Origin of the sequence: Streptomyces sp. NBC_01408 (assembly GCF_026340255.1) — a bacterium.
Taxonomy (GTDB): Bacteria; Actinomycetota; Actinomycetes; order Streptomycetales; family Streptomycetaceae; genus Streptomyces.
The window spans coordinates 718,457-735,501 of the sequence record NZ_JAPEPJ010000002.1 but is presented as its reverse complement, the minus strand read 5'-3'; the positions used below and the strand labels follow the sequence as shown (position 1 = coordinate 735,501).

Genomic DNA, 17,045 nt, shown 5'->3' with positions numbered 1-17,045 from the left:
CGGTCATACTTGATCATCATGGTGTGGTCGTGTCCTGCACGCCGGCGGGGTCAGCACTGATGTCGTGCGCGCCGGGGGAGGTCTGCGCCCCGCTGGCGCAATCGCTCCCCGCCCCGGGAAAGGGGGACCGGCGCCGCCTCGTGATCCCCGCCGGGGCCGGTCCGGGACCCGGCCTCACCGTGGAGTGCGTCCTGGCACCCATGGCCTCATCGGACCGCGCCGCGGGCCGATGGCTCGTCCTCCTCACCCCCGCCGGAAGCACGCCCCGGGCGGCGGACCACGAGGGGGAGCGCAGGCGGCGGGAGCTCTCCCATGCCGCCATGGCGACGATCGGAGCGTCCCTGGACGTCACGGACACCGCCCAGACGCTCGTCAACCTCCTCGTGCCCGTCTTCGCCGATCTGGCGACCGTGGACCTGGCCGAGCCGGTCCTCGTGGGCGACGAGCCGCCGGAGCTCGCCGCCAGCGGTGAAGTACGGCTGCGCCGGATCGCAGCCGCCCAGAGCCCGGAGATCTCGGCGGAGAACCTCCTGGCGGTCGGGGAGGCGCTGCCGCCCGTGGTCGACAACGCGCTGATGCAGCCGCTCATGGAGGGCCGGCCGGTGGTCGTGCCCGACCTCCAGGCACTCCGCACGACACTGCCCGTCGACCCCGAAGCCCTCGAGGCGTTCATCCCGCGGGGCGCGAGCTCCTCGATAGCGGTCCCCCTCTACGCCCGGGGCCTCGTCCTGGGCTGCGTCACGGTCTGGCGCTCCGACCTGCTCTCCGCCTTCGGCGACAGCGACGCGGCCCTCCTGGAGGACGTGGTCTCCCGCACCGCGCTCGGAGTGGACAACGCCCGGCGCTACACCAGGGAGCACCGCTCCGCGCTGGCCCTCCAGCGCAGTCTGCTGCCGCATTCGGCCCTGAACCTGACGGCCGCCGAAACGGCCGGCGTCTACCAGCCGGCCGGCGGCGGTGTGGGCGTCGGCGGGGACTGGTACGACGTGATCCCCCTGCCTTCCCTGCGCGTGGCCTTCGTGGCCGGGGACGTCGTCGGCCACGGCCTCGACGCCACCGCGGCCATGGCGCGGTTGCGCACCGCGGTGCAGACCCTGGCCGACCTCGACCTGGACCCCGGCGAACTCCTGACGCACCTCGACGACTTGGTGCTCGGGTTCTCGGCCGAGCGGGCCATGGGAGCCTCCCGTTCGGAAATCGCGGTCCTGGGGGCGACGTGCCTCTACGCCGTCTACGACCCGGTGACCGGAAGGCTCACGGCCGCGAGCGCGGGCCATCCGCCGCCGGTCGTGCGCGATGCGGGGGGCGAGAGCTTCTCCGTCGAGATGGCCCCCGGTCCGCCGCTGGGCGTCGGCGGCATGCCGTTCGAGGTGGCGGAGCTCGACGTGCCGCCCGGGAGCACGCTGGCGCTCTTCACCGACGGTCTGGTCGAGAGCCGCGGCCGCGACATAGAGGAGGGAATGGCCGTGCTGCGGGACTGCCTCGCCGCCGTTCCCTCCGACCTGACGCTGGACGAGACCTGCCAGAGCGTCCTCGGCACCCTGATGCCCGCGGTGCCCGGCGACGATGTCGCCCTGCTGCTCGCCCGGGTCCACCGCCTTCCGCCCAGCCGCGTCGCCGCATGGGAGTTCGAGGCCGAACTGTCCCAGGTCGCCCACGCCCGCGAGGGCGTCGTGAGTCAGCTCTCCGCCTGGCAGCTGGACGATCTCGCCTTCGTCGCGGAACTCGTCGTCAGCGAACTGGTCACCAACGCCATCCGCTACGCCGGAGGGCCCGTAGGACTCCGGCTGATCCTGGACGAAGTGCTCGTGTGCGAGGTGTCCGACCCGAGCAGCACGCAGCCGCGCCTGCGCCGGGCCAGGGAGACGGACGAGGGAGGGCGCGGCCTCTTCCTGGTCGCCCAGCTCGCGGAGCGCTGGGGGTGCCGTTTCACCGGCGGGGGAAAGACCATCTGGACCGAACAGGCCATCGACGCCTCCCTCCGCCAGGACGCAGCGGACGGCTGAGCATCCTCTAGTGGTTTGTCGTGCTTGTCCGAATTCCTTGCGCGCCATGCTGGACGATGCTTAGCATGTTACACGTGTAACGGCCAGAAGGAGACCCGCGAAGGCGCGGCGTTCCATTTTGTATCTATCGAAATATTGACGGTCGCCAGTCTAGCGACATACTTGCTTCATTCTCCCCGCTGCCCCAAGACTGAGGTGCCGCCCCATGGAGCTCTCCCCTTCCGCGCATGCGGATTCCTTCTGTCGTGATCGGCTTCCCCCGGCCTCCCTCTGGCCCCAACTCCACTTCGATCTCCCGGAGTTGAACTATCCGGACCGGCTCAACTGCGCCCAGCGGCTGCTCGACGACGCGGTCGACCGCTGGGGACCGGACCGCCCGTGCCTGCTGACCACCACCGAGCGGTGGACGTACGGCCAACTCCAGCAGCGCGCCAACCAGGTCGCCCAAGTGCTGACCGAGGACTTCGGGCTCCGTCCCGGCAACCGCGTCCTGCTGCGCGGCCCGAACAATCCCTGGCTCGTCGCCACCTGGTTCGGTGTCCTCAAGGCGGGCGGCGTGGCGGTCACGACGATGCCGCTCCTGCGCGCCACGGAACTCTCCGAACTGCACGGCATCAGCCGGCCGGCCGTCGCCGTGTGCGACCACCGCTTCCTCGGGGAGCTCGCCGCGGCGGACACCCCCGGACTCGCCGTGCTCGCCTACGGCGGACCGGAGGAGGACGACCTGACGCGGCGCTGCGCGGCCAAGGAGGGGCGGTACTCCACCGTCGCCACCGCCGCGGACGACGTGGCCCTCATCGCGTTCACCTCGGGAACGACCGGCCGTCCCAAGGCCACCCTGCACTTCCACCGGGACGTCCTGGCGAACGCGGACACCTTCTCCCGGCACGTGCTGAAGCCCCGCCCGGACGACGTGTTCACGGGCACCCCGCCCCTCGCCTTCACCTTCGGGCTCGGCGGACTGGTGGTCTTCCCGCTGCACGTGGGGGCCGCCACGCTGCTGATCGAGCAGGCGGGCCCCGAGCAGCTGGCCGATCTCGTGGCGGAACACGGGGTGACCGTGCTCTTCACCGCTCCCACCGCCTACCGGGCGATCATGGCCGCCGGGGCCACGGGCAGGCTGACGGGCCTCCGGCGCTGCGTATCGGCCGGTGAGGCGCTTCCCGCCCAGGTGTGGGAGGAGTTCAACGCCGCCACCGGGCACCGCATCATCGACGGCATCGGCGCCACCGAGATGCTCCACGTCTTCATCTCCGCCGCCGACGAGGACATCCGTCCCGGTTCCACCGGCAGGCCCGTCCCCGGCTACCGCGCCAGGATCGTGGACGAGGACGGTGAACCCGTCCCGGACGGGCTGCCCGGGCTGCTCGCCGTCACCGGCCCCACCGGCTGCCGCTACATGGAGGACCCGCGCCAGACCGCGTACGTGCGCAACGGCTGGAACGTCACCGGCGACACCTACGTCCGGGACCGGGAGGGCTACTTCTGGTACGTGGCCCGCAGCGACGACATGATCGTCTCCTCCGGCTACAACATCGCCGGCCCCGAGGTCGAGAAGGCCCTGGCGACCCACCCCCACGTCGAGGAGTGCGGCGTCGTCGGCGCCCCCGACAGCAAGCGCGGCATGCTCGTGAAGGCGTACGTGGTCCTGCGCCCCGGAGTCGCGGCGGACGAGGCGACCGCCAAGGACCTCCAGAACCACGTCAAGCAGACCATCGCGCCCTACAAGTACCCGCGGGCCATCGAGTTCGTCACCGAACTGCCGCGCACCAGCAACGGAAAGCTCCAGCGCGGCGAACTGCGCAAGCGAGCGCACTGCGCCGACCCCCGCTAGTGCTGTGCCGCTGACTCCCCCCGTACCGGCCGGAGCCGTTCCGGCCCGATGAAAGGCATCGCCATGACCGCTTCCCACCCGCGGCAGGACATCGGCGCGGACAGCTGCGCCGCCGGTTGTCCCGAAGCGCTCGTACCGCATCCGCCCAGCATCGTCGTCGAGCGGCGCGTGGAGTGGCAGGACACCGACGCGGCCGGCCACTACCACCATTCCACGGTGGTGCGCTGGGTCGAGGCCGCCGAAGCCGCCCTGCTGCGGCGCCTGGGCCTCGCCCACCTCTTCGGCAGTACGCCCAGGGTCCACTTCGAGGCCGACTACCGGGCCCGGTTGTGGTTCGGCGAGACCGTCCGCACCGAACTGCTGGTCACCGAGGTCGGGACGAGCTCGCTCCACTACGCCTTCACGGTCCGGGGCGCGGCCCAGGAGGTGGCGGCCACCGGACGCATGGTCATCGCCCACTCGGCCGCCCGCGCGAGCGGCTCCACGGCCTGGCCCGACGAGGTGCGCGAGGTCCTGACCGGGGCGGGGCCCCAGGCCCCGGAGCTCTTCGCGTGATCAGCGCAACACCCCGTCGATATGATGAGTTCTTGACGAGCGTCAGATTCACAGCATATTTTGATGCTCGGAACCACTAGGAGGAGCGCCGTGCGCGTAGCAGTTATCGGAGGAGGGCCCGGCGGGCTGTACTTCGCGGCCCTGGCCAAGCAGCTGTCCCCGAGTTGGGAGATCACCGTCTGGGAGCGCAACGCACCCGACGACACCTTCGGGTTCGGGGTGGTGTTCTCCGACGAGACGCTCGACGGAATCGCCCAGGCGGACGCCCGCATCTTCGAGGCCATGTCGGCGGACTTCGCCCGCTGGAGCGACATAGACGTCCGCTACCAGGGCAGCGTGCTCACGTCGGGCGGCCACGGCTTCGCGGCGCTGGGACGCAAGCGTCTGCTGCAGATCCTCCAGCAGCGCTGCGCCGCCCTGGAGGTGGACGTCCGCTACCGCACGCAGGCCCCGCCGGTCGAAGAGCTCTCCGCGCAGTACGACCTGGTCGTCGCCGGGGACGGGGTCCGCTCGGCGACCCGCGCCGCCTACGCCGACACCTTCGGGCCCGACCTCGACGAGCGCAACTGCCGGTACATGTGGCTCGGCACCGACAAGGTCTTCGAAGCCTTCACCTTCATCGTCGCGGAGGGGGACTTCGGGACCCTTCAGGTCCACGCCTACCCCTTCGACGGCACCCGCTCCACCTTCATCGTCGAGATCGACGAACAGGCCTGGCGGCGGGCCGGCTTCGACCGGTTCGCCGCCCGCGACCACCCGCCGGGGACCAGCGACGAGGACAGCATCCGGCTCTGCGAGGAGATACTCGCCGACCACCTCGACGGCCACCGCCTGCTGCCCAACAACTCCAAGTGGATCCGCTTCACCACCGTCCGCAACAGGACGTGGCGGCACGGCAACGTAGTCCTGCTCGGGGACGCGGCCCACACCGCGCACTTCTCCATCGGCTCCGGCACCAAGCTCGCCATGGAGGACTCGCTCGCGCTGGCCGCCTGCCTCCACGAGCACGCGGACGTCGCCACCGCACTCGCCGCCTACGAGGCCGAACGCAAGCCGGTCGTCGAATCCACCCAGCGCGCCGCCCAGGCGAGCCTCGAATGGTTCGAGAACGTCGGACGCTACACCGGCCAGGACCCGCACCAGTTCGCCTTCAACCTCCTCACGCGCAGCCGCCGCGTCACGTACGACAACCTCCGGGTGCGCGACCAGGAGTTCACCGACGTCGTCGACTCCTGGCACGCCGACGACACCGCCCGGGTGCTGCCCCAGGCCGGCCGGACGGGCATGCCCCCCATGCTCCGTCCGTTCCGTCTCGGCGGGCTGCACCTGCGCAACCGGGTCGTCGCGCCTCCCACCGCGCTCTACACCGCGCGGGACGGCGTGCCCGGCGACTTCGACCTCGTACACCTGGCCACCCAGACCATCGGCGGCTCCGGCCTGGTCCTCGCCGGGATGACGGCCGTCAGCCCCGACGGCCGCGCCACCACCGGCTGCCCCGGCCTGTACACCGACGAGCAGGAGGCAGCCTGGAGGGGGATCGCCGACTTCGTCCACCAGCAGTCGGACACCTGCCTGGGCATCCAGCTCACCCACGCCGGCCGCCGGGCGGCGACCGGCATCCCCCGTCCGGACGGCAGCGCCACCCCCCTCGGCGCCGGTGGCTGGCCGCTGGTGGCCGCCTCCGCACTGGGCTGGGACGAGCACAGCACGGTGCCCCGCGCGGCCACCCGGCAGGACATGGACGCCATCACCCGCGACTTCGTCACGGCGGCCGGGCGCGCGGACCGAGCGGGCTTCGACGTACTGGAACTCCAGTACGGGCACGGCCACCTGATGTCCGGCTTCCTCTCACCGCTCACCAACGTCCGCACCGACGCCTACGGCGGCACCCTGGACGGGCGCCTGCGCTTCCCCCTGGAAGTGCTCCGCGCGGTCCGCGACGTCTGGCCGACGGGCAAGGCCCTCGTCGTCCGCATCTCCGCCGCCGACTGGGCCGAGGGCGGCACCACCGAAGCCGAAGCCGTCGAGATCGCCCGCGCCCTCGGCGGCGCCGGAGCCGACGCGATCGACGTCTCCACCGGAGAGGTCGTCGCCCACCAGCGCCCCCGCTACGGCCGCAGCTACCAGACCCCGTACGCCGACCTGATCCGCAACGCCACCGGCATCCCCACCATCGCGGTCGGCGCGATCTCCACCTACGACGACGTGAACTCGATCATCCTGGCCGGCCGGGCCGATCTGTGCGCCGTCGGACGGGCCCAGCTGCACGACCCGCTGTGGACCCTGCACGCCGCGGCCGCCCAGGGGTACAGCGGCCCGGCCGCCCCCTGGCCGGCCGCCTGGAAGGCAGGCAGCGGCCGGCCCCCGGCCGCGCGCACCGACCGCGTACCGCCGCGCCTCCAACTGCTCCGGGAGCCCACCGCCCCCGTACACCAGCGCTGGCTTCCCCCTGCCGCCGCCTGCACCGCAACCCACTGATCCGGAGGGACTCGATGGAGAACCTGCCCCGCTTCACCGCGGCGGCCGTCCAGGCGGCCCCCGTCTACCTCGACCCCGACGCCACCGTCGACAAGGCGGTCGCCCTCATCGCGGAGGCCGCCGCGAACGGCGCCGAACTCGTCGTCTTCCCGGAGGTGTTCGTCCCCGGCTACCCGTACTGGAACTGGACGATGAACCCCGTCCAGGGCTCACCCTGGTTCGAACGCCTCTACCGCAGCTCCGTCGACGTCCCCGGCCCGCACGTGGACGCCCTGCGCGCCGCGGCCCGCCGGCACGGCGTGGTCCTCGTCATCGGAGTCAACGAACGGGGACCGCACAGCCTCGGCGTCCTCTACAACACCCTGCTGACCATCGGCCCGGACGGCGCACTGCTCGGCGTACACCGCAAACTGGTGCCGACCTGGGCCGAGAAGCTCACCTGGACAGGTGGCGACGGAAGCTCCCTGAAGGTCCACTCCACACCCGTCGGGCCACTGGGAGCCCTGGCCTGCGGCGAGAACACCAACACGCTGGCCCGCTTCGCCCTCCTCGCCCAGGGCGAACTCGTCCACGCGTCCTGCTACATCTCCCTCCCCGTGGCCCCCGCCGACTACGACATGGCGGACGCCATCGCCGTGCGCACCGCCGCGCACAGTTTCGAGGGCAAGGTCTTCTCCGTCGTGGCCTGCTCGACGATCTCCCCGGAGATCGTCGACACCCTCGCCGGGGACGACGAGGAACTGCGCGCCCTGTTCACCCGCCCCCGCAGCGCCCTGTCCGGGATCTTCGGCCCTGACGGGCGGCCCGTCACCGAGCCGCTCATCGACGACGAGGGCATCGTCTACGCCGAGATCGACCTGGCCCGGTGCATCCAGCCCAAGCAGATGCACGACATCGTCGGGCACTACAACCGCTTCGACGTCTTCCAGTTCCACGTCGACAACCGCCCCCGCACCCCGGTGACCTTCGCGACCGACCCGGCCCACGCGACGGCCCCCGCCGCACCACCCGCCGCACCCCCCGTCACCACGCCCGTCACCACGCCCCTCACCGCCGACAGCACCGGCGCCACGAAGGAGGAAGCATGACCACCGGACAGGACGACAGCATGCTGGGCCGCGCCAGGGTCAGCGACACCCCCGAACTCACCGCCTACTACGGGGAACTGGCCGAACTGGAGGCCGGCGCGCTGTGGACCGTCGCCAACGACATCGAGCCCTGGTACCCGCAGCCCAGGTCCGTCCCCGTCCTCTGGCGCTACGAGGAACTGCGGCCCCTGGTCCGCAAGGCCCTCGACCTGGTCAAGGCCGACGACGCGGGCCGCCGCGTGGTCATGCTCGTCAACCCCGGACGCAAGGACGTCAGCGCCGCGGCGGGCCTCCTCTACACCGGCCTGCAGATCATGGGCCCCGGCGAGGCCATGACCGCCCACCGCCACCAGGCGGCCGCGCTGAGGTTCGTCCACGAGGGCACCGGAGCGTGGACCGTCGTCGACGGACAGAAGCTGCGCGTGGCCCCCGGCGACTTCGCCATCACCCCCAACGGAACCTGGCACGAGCACGGCAACGAGTCCGACGACGCACCCGTCATCTGGCAGGACGGCCTCGACATCCCGCTCGTCAACGCCCTGGACGCCGGGTTCTACGAGGTGCACCCCGACCTCCACCAGATCCCGGGAAAGGTCGTCAACTCCTCCGTGCTCACGTACAGCGCGAACCTGCTGCCCTACGGTGCGGAGAAGTGGACCCGCCCCTACTCCCCGCTGCTCGCCTTCCCCTGGGAGCCGACCTACGAGGCCCTCCTCGGCCTCGCCGAGGCGACCGAGGGGTCCCCGTACGACGGTGTGATCGCCGAGTACACCAACCCCCTCACCGGCGGCCCGGTCATGCCCACCATGGGGGCCCACATGCAGCTGCTGCGGCCCGGCCAGTCCACCCTGGCCCACCGCCACACCGGCTCCGTCATCTACACGGCGGCCAAGGGGTACGGCTACTCGGTGATCGCGGGACAGCGCTTCGACTGGAAGAAGGGCGACATCTTCTGCGTGCCGTCCTGGGCCTGGCACGAGCACCACAACCTCGACCAGGGCGAGGACGCCTGCCTGTTCTCCTTCAACGACTTCCCCGTGATGAACTCCCTCGGCTTCCACCGCGAAGAGGCCTACCCCGAAAACGGCGGGCACCAGCCCACCGCCTGAACCGCGGCGCCGTACCGCACGCCGCCGGCCCTGACACCGGCAGCGGTACGGCGCCGCACCCCCACGGGCCCGGCGGCCACCCACCCGAGGGGCACACCCCCTTCACCCCGTACCCCCTCACCCACTTGGAGCACCGATGCGACTGGTCACCTACACCCTCGATGACGGACCGCCCGTCCTCGGCGCCCAGGTCGACGCCGACCACCTCGTCGACCTCGCCGTCCTGGCGGACCACGCCGGCGTCGAACTGCCCGTCGACCTCCTGTCGTTCATCCAGGCGGGCGCCCCGGCCCGGGAGACTGCGAACCGCCTGCTGGCCGCCGGCCCCACCGGATGGCCGACCGAGGCCGTCCGCCGGATCGCCGAGGTGTCGCTGCGGGCCCCGCTGCGCCCCGGGAAGATCATCGGAGTCGGCCTCAACTACGTGGAGCACGTCGCCGAGTCCAGCCGCAGCCTCGACACCGACAAGGAACTGCCCCCGCGGCCGGTGCTCTTCAGCAAGCCCGCCACCGCCGTCACCGGGCCCGGGCAGCCGATCCTCCACAACGCGGACCTGACCGCCCAGCTCGACTGGGAGTGCGAACTCGCCGTCGTCATCGGCCGCACCGCCTTCCGCGTGAGCGAGGAGGAGGCGTACGACCACGTCTTCGGCTACAGCATCGTCAACGACATCAGCGCCCGCGACCAGCGCCGGTCCGGCCAGTGGTTCTTCTCCAAGGGCCAGGACTCCTACGCCCCCTTCGGCCCGGCCGTGGTCACCGCCGACGACGTGCCCGACCCGATGAACCTCGACCTCTCCCTGCGCGTCAACGGGGTGACCAAGCAGAAGTCGAACACCCAGCACATGCTCTTCCCCATCGCCCGCCTCATCGCCGACATCTCCTCCGGCGTCACCCTCGAACCCGGAGACGTCATCGCCACCGGCTCGCCCTCCGGCGTCGGCGCAGGCATGGTCCCCCCGGAGTTCCTCACCCCCGGCGACACGGTCGAAGCAACGGTCGAGGGCATCGGCACCCTGACCAACCCCGTGGTCGACGCCCGCTGACCAGCACCCCCTACCCAGAGGACCGTTCGTGTCGCACCGTACCTACCGCATCGGCCAGATCGTGCCGAGCTCCAACGTCACCATGGAAACCGAGGTACCGGCCATCCTCCGGGCCCGCGAGACCATCGCGCCGGAACGCTTCACCTTCCACTCCAGCCGCATGCGCATGACCCACGTGACCCCGGAACAGCTCAAGGCGATGGACGCCGACTCCGACCGCTGCGCCGTCGAGCTCTCCGACGCGCACGTGGACGTACTCGGCTACGCCTGCCTGGTCGCCATCATGAGCATGGGACTCGGCTACCACCGCACCTCCGAGCAGCGCCTGCACCTGCGTACGGAGGAGAACGGCGCCCCCGCCCCCGTCGTCACGAGCGCCGGAGCCCTGGTGCACGGTCTGGGCACCCTCGGCGCGAAGAAGATCGCCCTGATCGCCCCCTACATGCGTCCGCTCACCCGGACCGTCGTGGACTACCTCACCCACGAAGGCATCGAGGTCATCGACTACACCGCCCTGGAGATCCCCAACAACCTCGACGTGGCCGCACACGACCCGGCCCGGCTCCCCGGCCTCGCCCGGGCCCTGGACCACAGCGACGCCGACGCCGTCGTCCTCTCCGCCTGCGTGCAGATGCCCTCCCTGGGGGCCATCGAGGAGGCCGAACAGCTCCTGGGCAAGCCCGTCGTCTCCGCGGCGGTCTGCACCGCCCACCAGATGCTCCGGGCCCTGGGCCTCCCCGCGGTCGCCCCCGGGGCCGGCCACCTCCTGTCCGGCGCCTACGCGGAAGCACCGCCCGTCTCCCCGTGACCGCGGCTCGCGCAGTGGCGCCGTGCCGACGGGGTCCAGCCCGTGGTCAGCACGGCGCCGCGGGCGCCCGGGGCGGCGGCGGGGGCGGGGCCCAGCTCCGGGGCTCAGCTCCGCGGGGCCAGCACGACGAAGTCCGCGTTGAACGGGTCCAGGCAGACGGCCAGCCGGCCGACGCCCTCGGCGTCCTCCGGCCCCATCTGCACGCTGCCACCGTTCCCGGTGACCCCGGCGACCGCGGTGTCGCAGTCGGCGACGGCGAAGACCGGGTGCCAGTACGGCCGGCCGCCCGCCAGGGCGAGGTTCTCCGCCGACATCTCCATGAGGCCGCCGTGCATGCGCTCCTCGGGAAGTCCGGCGGGGGCGATGAGGGTGTACGTGCCCCCGCCGCCCGGCAGCTCCATCTCGCTGAACTGCCAGCCGAAGACGCCACCGTAGAAGTCCTTCGCGGCCGCCGCGTCGCTCGTGTACAGCTCTGTCCAGGACAGCGAGCCCGGCTCGTCCACCAGCTCGACGCCCTGGTCGCTCCCCGGCTGCCACACGGCGAACTGGCCTCCCAGCGGGTCGCTGTACTGCGCCATCCGGCCGTACTCGGCGAGGTCCCTCGGCGCCAGTCGCACCGTGCCGCCCGCGCGCTCGACGGCCTGGGTCGTGGCGTCCGCGTCGGTGACCCGGTAGTAGATCATCCAGGCCGAGCGCGCCCCCTCCTCGGTGAGCTTGCCGAGCCCGGCGACGGTCTTGCCGTCCTTCCGGAACATCCCGCCTTCCATGTCCTCGCCCTCGCCCCCCTCACCCATGGGCTCGTAGTCCCACCCGAGTACGGCGCCGTAGAAGGCCGCGGCGGCAGGGACGTCGGGTGAACCGAGGTCGAGCCAGCAGGGGGAGCCAGGGGCGAAATCAGTGGTGATCATGGTTGTTCCCTTTCGCGCATCCTGAGAGGTGGCGGGCCGGCCGAGCGCCGGTGTGTGCTACCCGAGCTGGGACAGGTCGACGGAGTCGGCGGGCGCCGGGGGCTTGGCCACGACGGGCTCGTCGAAGTCGGAGAAGGAGGCCTCCGACCGCTCGCCGGACGCGTCGGTGCCCTGAATCCGCAGGAGGTACGGCTCGTCTTCGGTGGAGACCTGGTAGGAGTCGGTCTCGCCGTCGTGCCGGCTGCTGACCGTGATGGCCGGACGGCCGTCGACGGTGGTCCGCGCGCCCTTGTCCAGCTGTTCGTTCACCGGCTTCGAGGAGAACTTCCCCTTGTAGAAGTCCATGTCGCAGAATTCGGCGAAGTCACGCAGGAGAAGGCTGTCCGTGGTGCCGTGCAGATAACGGCCGTTGATGAGCGCGATCGCGTCCTCGGCCGCGGCGGCCGGTACATGGGCCCGCAACAGGTCGTCGTCGAGCTTCATCCACACGTCCTCGCCGCGTTTGATGACGTCGGCCATGCCCGAATCGCCGGGAGGCGTGACGGTGCCGACGCAGTTGCCCCGCTCGTCGAACCGGAGATCCAGAGCGGTGGTGCGGCCCGATGCGTCAGTCGCCTTGGCCACCATGCGCATGGACGTGACCCCGGTCATGGCCTCGCGGGCGGCGTCCGCGATGGCCTGGGCGCTCTTGCCGGCGAGGCCGTTGTCATCGGCCCTGGCAGCGCCCGCGCCCGCGAACACGAACAAACAGACCGTTCCGGCGGCGGCGCACCGGACGGCGGCTCCCCGGGGTGCGGACATCGGCCATCGCCTCCCTCTGGCCGCCTCCGGACGACACCAGGCACCGCCCGAGCCTCCGGCGCAGCCGCTCACCCGATCAGCGTAGATCCCCTCCGCGACACCCGCAGTCCGGGTGGCGGGCGGGAGGCCGCACCCGGGGAGCGAAGCGCTGCTCGGGTGCCGCCTCGTCGCGCCGGTACCGCAGCGCGGCGCCGATACCGTCACCGGGTGAGGGCGACCGCGAACAGGGCGAAGGCGAGCACGATCACGCCCACCCGGGCGTAGTGGTAGCGGTCCCAGCGACCAGCCTGCTGCTTCCAGTCGGCGGGCCTGCCCTCCGCGGTCCAGGTCTTGGCCCGGTTGTTGATCGGCACCAGCAGCAGCACCGACATCACCACGCTCACCGCCAGCAGCGCGGTGGCCGCCGTGACCAGCGAGGCGCCCGCGCCTCCCCAGGCCATGGCGGCCCAGACCGCGCCGAGCACCATCGAGCCGATGTACCAGAACGGCATGACCCGGCCGAGCACCCGGCCCCCGTCGGCGCGGGCGGCGATGGTGCTGTCGTCGGGGAGCCGGTTCAGGATCGGGTTGACGAAGACCGCCACCGCGAACTCCACGCCCACCATGATTCCGACCACGACGACCGTGACGACTGCCAATGCGTTCTGCATGACCCCTCCCCAGGGCTTGTTCTAGCGGCGCTAGATTTTGAAGCGATACTAGTCACGTCATTGCTCGCTTGTCTAGCGATGCTAGAATCGGGGCATGTCTGTACAGGAACGCAAGCAACGAGAGCGGGCCAACCGCCATCAGCTGATCGTCTCCACGGCCCGGGAGCTCGCCGAGGCCCAGGGCTGGGACGCAGTCACCACGCGCAAGCTCGCCGAGCGGATCGAGTACAGCCAGCCCGTCCTCTACAGCCACTTCCGGGGCAAGCGCGAGATCCTCGGAGCGGTCGCGCTGGAGGGCATGGCCGAGCTGACCGCTGCCCTGCGCGCGGCGGTGGCCGAGCAGCCCGCCGGACGGCCGGCCGTGGCCGCGCTGGCCCGCGCCTACACCGACTTCGCCACCGGCAGCCCGGCTCTGTACGACGCGATGTTCAGCCTCGAAAACGGCCTCCCCTTCGCCGTCGAGGCCACCCCCGCGCCCCTGCGCGAGGCCTTCCAGGCCCTGCTGGACCCGCTGGAGGCGCACGCGGGCCCGGACGAGGAGCCCGGCCTCTACGTCGAGACCTTCTGGGCCGCGCTGCACGGCCTGATCACCCTCACCCGTGCCGGCCGGCTTCCCGTCGACCGGATCCCCAGCCGTCTCACGCTCCTGGTCAACCGCTTCGTTGACACCGAGGAGCACCCTCCCGTGCAGTAGTCCCTGGGAGCCTCTCGTGTCGGCTGCGCTCTTGATACAGATTGGTCGTTCGCACCTTTCACGTATCCGAGAGCACCACTGGACCCGGGGAGCTCCGCTGTGGCCACGACCTCCGAGACATCAGGGACGACGCCCGCCGACCCGACCGCCGTGCGGATCGAGCGTGATGGCGCCGTCCGTACGGTGATCCTTAGCCGTCCCGGGGTCCGCAATGCGGTGGACGGTCCGACGGCAGCCCAACTCGCCGACGCATTCCGTGCGTTCGAGGAGGACGAGGATGCTTCCGTCGCCGTGTTGTGGGGCGAGGGAGGTACGTTCTGCGCGGGCGCGGACCTCAAGGCCGTCGGAACCGACCGCGGCAACCAGGTGCGGGCCGAGGGCGACGGGCCGATGGGCCCCACGCGGATGCGCCTGACCAAACCGGTGATCGCCGCGGTCAGCGGCCACGCGGTGGCGGGCGGACTCGAACTGGCCCTGTGGTGCGATCTGCGGGTGGCCGAGGAGGACGCGACGTTCGGCGTGTTCTGCCGCCGCTGGGGGGTGCCGCTGATCGACGGCGGTACGGTGCGGCTGCCGCGCCTGATCGGCGAGAGCCGCGCGATGGACCTGATCCTCACCGGCCGCCCCGTGACCGCCGCCGAGGCCTACGGGATCGGCCTCGTCAACCGCCTCGTGCCGCCCGGGCAAGCCCGCCGGGAGGCGGAGCGGCTCGCCCACGAGATCGCCGGGTTCCCGCAGTTGTGCCTGCGGCACGACCGGCTCTCCGTACGGGAACAGCACGGCCTGGGCGAGCGGGAAGCCCTGGCCGCCGAGTACCGGCACGGCCTCGTTCCGCTCACCGCGGGGGAGACCCAGGCCGGCGCCGACCGGTTCGCGGGCGGCGCCGGCCGCCACGGCTCCTTCACCGGCTGAGCCGCTTCGCGCGGAAGCCGGCCCGTCGAGGCGCGCCCGGCCCGGCCGCCCGACCGGGATCCAGGGGCATCATGGCCCTGTGAACGCGTCCCCGACCAGCGGTGGCGGAGCCGGTGTCCCGGGATTCCTCGGGGTGGCTCCCACGCCGCGGACCGCCGTCGTATGGCTTCCTCCGGCCGGACTGTGGCCCCCCATCCAGAGCATCCGTGCCGAGCACGACCCCCAGATCCGCCGCTGGCCCCCGCACGTGAACCTGGTCTTCGGCTTCGTCCCGGAGGCCGACTTCGCGGGGGCGGCCCCGCTGCTGGCCGCCGCGGCCGGCGAGATCGAGCCCTTCGCCATCCGCCTCAGCGGAGTGCACGCGTTCCGACACCGCGGCTACGCCACCCTGTGGCTGGACCCCGCCGCGGCCGGCCTGGCCCCCTGGGCGGCGCTCCAGGAGGCCCTGGCGGAGCCCTTCCCCCAGTGCCGCGGCCGGTTCCCGTCCTTCACGCCGCACCTGTCGCTCGGACGCACCCACGACCCGCGGCGTCTCGCCGCCGAGTGCGCCGCCCGCCTGGGCAGCATGCCGGCGCAGGTCGACGACATCGTGGTGATCTCCCGCAGGGGCGACGAGCCCATGCGACCCCGTGCCACGATCCGCCTCGGCACGGGCGAGCTGCACTGGCACGAGGACTCCGACACCTCACCGGGGCCCGGTCACCGTACGCAGTGAGGCCCGCAGGGCCGAAACCAAGAGCGTGCGTCACCGCATCCCTCAACCCGATGGGACGGGCGGCTACACCGGACAGGGGCGGTACTCGAGGCTCAGTTCGCGGTCGACGGCGTAACTGGTCCGCATCGACGCGTCGATGACCTGCTGCCAGGAGCCGTACTTGACGTAGAGCTGGTCGGCTGTCGGCCCGAGCGGGTTGCCGTACTTGGCCATGTTCCGCTCCTCCAGGATCCGGACCTCCTCCGGGCTCATGCCGGCACGGGTGATCTCCTTGGCCTGGTTGCGCATGTCGACCAGCTCCCGGGCGATCTCCTCGTCGGAGGCCCCGGCTTCCCGCATGTTGGCTTCGGTTCGGTGCATGTCCTCGAGGAGGCCGTGGTAGCGCATCCGTGTCCGTTGGGCTTCGACCTTCTCCCCGTACGGCAGGACCCGGATGCGGCACACGACGGGGTCGGCGCTGGGGCAGGGGTCGTCGGCGCTGACGGGCGGGGAAAGGGGAGCGGTGATGAGGGAGCCGCAAGGCTCCCATGCGGCGGCCGAGGAGGAGGCGGCGGTGGTCAACAGTGCGACGGCGGCCACGAACGGGACGAGGCCACGGCGCAGCAAGGAAGAGTGGGCATGCATGCACGCATCCTGGGCGGGCACGACGTGTTCCCGCGCGCAGACACACCGTTGATCACTCCTACGAGGCGTGGGTCACCGCTGCCGCCCGGACATGAGCTCGACAGGCCCGGCGACGAGGCGTCGTCGGACAGGTCCGGCCGTCGAGCGGTGAAGGCGGGGCCGAGCCCTTCCGGTGCCGGCCGTTAGGATCCTCCGGGAGGGACTGTGATCCGCATTCTGCTGGCCGAGGACATGCACATGATCCGTGGGGCGCTGGCCGCCCTGCTGGGTCTGGAGGCCGACATGGAGGTCGTGGCCGAAGTGGCCCGGGGGGACGCCGTCGTCGCCGCCGCGCTCGCCCACCACCCCACCGTCGCGGTGCTCGACCTGGACATGCCCGGCGCCGACGGGCTCTCCGCCGCCCGCGACCTCGGAGCCGCGCTTCCCGACTGCCGGATCCTGATCCTCACCGCGCTGGGCCGCCCCGAGGCACTGCGGTCGGCACTCGCCGCACGGGTGGGCGGGTTCATGCTCAAGGACGCCCAGCCGGACCAGCTTGCCGCCGCGATCCGCAGCGTGGCCGCGGGGGAGCACGTCATCGATCCGAGACTGGCCGCCGCGGCGCTCACCGCCAAGGAGAGCCCGCTCACCCCGCGCGAAACCGATGTGCTGCGACTGGCCGCCGACGGTGCCGAACTCGACGCGATCGCCCGCGAGTTGCACCTCTCCCAGGGCACCGTACGGAACTACCTCGGCGCGGCCGTCACCAAGCTCGATGCCCGCAACCGGCTCGACGCGGTACGGATCGCCCGAGAGCAGGGCTGGTTGGGGTGACCCGG

Annotated in this window: 16 protein-coding genes; 12 read left to right on the top strand and 4 right to left on the bottom strand. The window is 71.7% G+C overall.

Annotated elements, in window-relative coordinates; all coding sequences use genetic code 11:
* Positions 1-200 precede the first annotated feature (200 nt).
* The 8 genes from OG447_RS25505 (at position 201) to OG447_RS25470 (ending at position 10,923) form a co-directional block, all read left to right on the top strand.
* The gene (locus tag OG447_RS25505) at positions 201-2,006 is read left to right on the top strand and encodes a SpoIIE family protein phosphatase (protein ID WP_266939593.1); all 1,806 of its coding nucleotides are present in this window, start codon (positions 201-203) and stop codon (positions 2,004-2,006) included.
* 205 nt (positions 2,007-2,211) lie between these two features.
* Positions 2,212-3,840, top strand: coding sequence for a benzoate-CoA ligase family protein (locus tag OG447_RS25500; RefSeq protein WP_266939591.1), 1,629 nt, complete (start codon positions 2,212-2,214; stop codon positions 3,838-3,840).
* Between the two features lie 63 nt (positions 3,841-3,903).
* Positions 3,904-4,395, top strand: coding sequence for a thioesterase family protein (locus tag OG447_RS25495; protein WP_266939589.1), 492 nt, complete (start codon positions 3,904-3,906; stop codon positions 4,393-4,395).
* Positions 4,396-4,485: 90 nt separating this feature from the next.
* Entirely contained in the window at positions 4,486-6,873 is a 2,388-nt protein-coding gene (locus tag OG447_RS25490; protein ID WP_266939588.1) for a bifunctional salicylyl-CoA 5-hydroxylase/oxidoreductase, read from the top strand.
* A 14-nt stretch (positions 6,874-6,887) separates the two neighbouring features.
* Positions 6,888-7,961, top strand: a complete 1,074-nt coding sequence (locus OG447_RS25485) for a carbon-nitrogen hydrolase family protein (RefSeq protein WP_266939587.1) — start codon at positions 6,888-6,890, stop codon at positions 7,959-7,961.
* Positions 7,958-9,070 (top strand): cupin domain-containing protein, encoded by a 1,113-nt coding sequence (locus OG447_RS25480; RefSeq protein ID WP_266939586.1) that lies wholly within the window; start codon positions 7,958-7,960, stop codon positions 9,068-9,070. Before OG447_RS25485 ends, OG447_RS25480 begins: the two co-directional genes overlap by 4 nt.
* Before the next feature lie 136 nt (positions 9,071-9,206).
* Positions 9,207-10,115, top strand: a complete 909-nt coding sequence (locus OG447_RS25475; protein WP_266939585.1) for a fumarylacetoacetate hydrolase family protein — start codon at positions 9,207-9,209, stop codon at positions 10,113-10,115.
* Between the two features lie 82 nt (positions 10,116-10,197).
* On the top strand, positions 10,198-10,923 hold the full coding sequence (locus OG447_RS25470) for an Asp/Glu racemase (RefSeq protein ID WP_266940144.1): 726 nt from the start codon (positions 10,198-10,200) through the stop codon (positions 10,921-10,923).
* A 104-nt stretch (positions 10,924-11,027) separates the two neighbouring features.
* Here the strand turns inward: OG447_RS25470 and OG447_RS25465 are convergent, their stop codons facing one another.
* From OG447_RS25465 to OG447_RS25455, 3 genes are all read right to left on the bottom strand, one after another.
* Positions 11,028-11,831 (bottom strand): VOC family protein, encoded by an 804-nt coding sequence (locus tag OG447_RS25465; RefSeq protein ID WP_266939584.1) that lies wholly within the window; start codon positions 11,829-11,831, stop codon positions 11,028-11,030.
* A gap of 57 nt (positions 11,832-11,888) precedes the next feature.
* Positions 11,889-12,578 (bottom strand): hypothetical protein, encoded by a 690-nt coding sequence (locus tag OG447_RS25460; RefSeq protein ID WP_266939583.1) that lies wholly within the window; start codon positions 12,576-12,578, stop codon positions 11,889-11,891.
* Positions 12,579-12,832: 254 nt separating this feature from the next.
* Positions 12,833-13,282 (bottom strand): DUF1772 domain-containing protein, encoded by a 450-nt coding sequence (locus OG447_RS25455; RefSeq protein ID WP_266939581.1) that lies wholly within the window; start codon positions 13,280-13,282, stop codon positions 12,833-12,835.
* A gap of 94 nt (positions 13,283-13,376) precedes the next feature.
* Between OG447_RS25455 and OG447_RS25450 the strand changes: the two genes are divergently transcribed.
* From OG447_RS25450 to OG447_RS25440, 3 genes are all read left to right on the top strand, one after another.
* Positions 13,377-13,976, top strand: coding sequence for a TetR/AcrR family transcriptional regulator (locus OG447_RS25450; RefSeq protein WP_266939580.1), 600 nt, complete (start codon positions 13,377-13,379; stop codon positions 13,974-13,976).
* 99 nt (positions 13,977-14,075) lie between these two features.
* Positions 14,076-14,888: a crotonase/enoyl-CoA hydratase family protein gene (locus OG447_RS25445; RefSeq protein ID WP_266939578.1), complete on the top strand. Its 813-nt coding sequence runs from the start codon at positions 14,076-14,078 to the stop codon at positions 14,886-14,888.
* Between the two features lie 79 nt (positions 14,889-14,967).
* Positions 14,968-15,603, top strand: coding sequence for a 2'-5' RNA ligase family protein (locus OG447_RS25440; protein ID WP_266939577.1), 636 nt, complete (start codon positions 14,968-14,970; stop codon positions 15,601-15,603).
* Positions 15,604-15,666: 63 nt separating this feature from the next.
* Here OG447_RS25440 and OG447_RS25435 read toward each other — a convergent pair whose 3' ends face one another.
* Positions 15,667-16,227, bottom strand: coding sequence for a hypothetical protein (locus tag OG447_RS25435; protein ID WP_266939576.1), 561 nt, complete (start codon positions 16,225-16,227; stop codon positions 15,667-15,669).
* A 204-nt stretch (positions 16,228-16,431) separates the two neighbouring features.
* Here OG447_RS25435 and OG447_RS25430 point away from each other — a divergent pair, with 204 nt between their 5' ends.
* Positions 16,432-17,040, top strand: coding sequence for a DNA-binding response regulator (locus OG447_RS25430; protein ID WP_266939575.1), 609 nt, complete (start codon positions 16,432-16,434; stop codon positions 17,038-17,040).
* Positions 17,041-17,045: the final 5 nt, after the last annotated feature.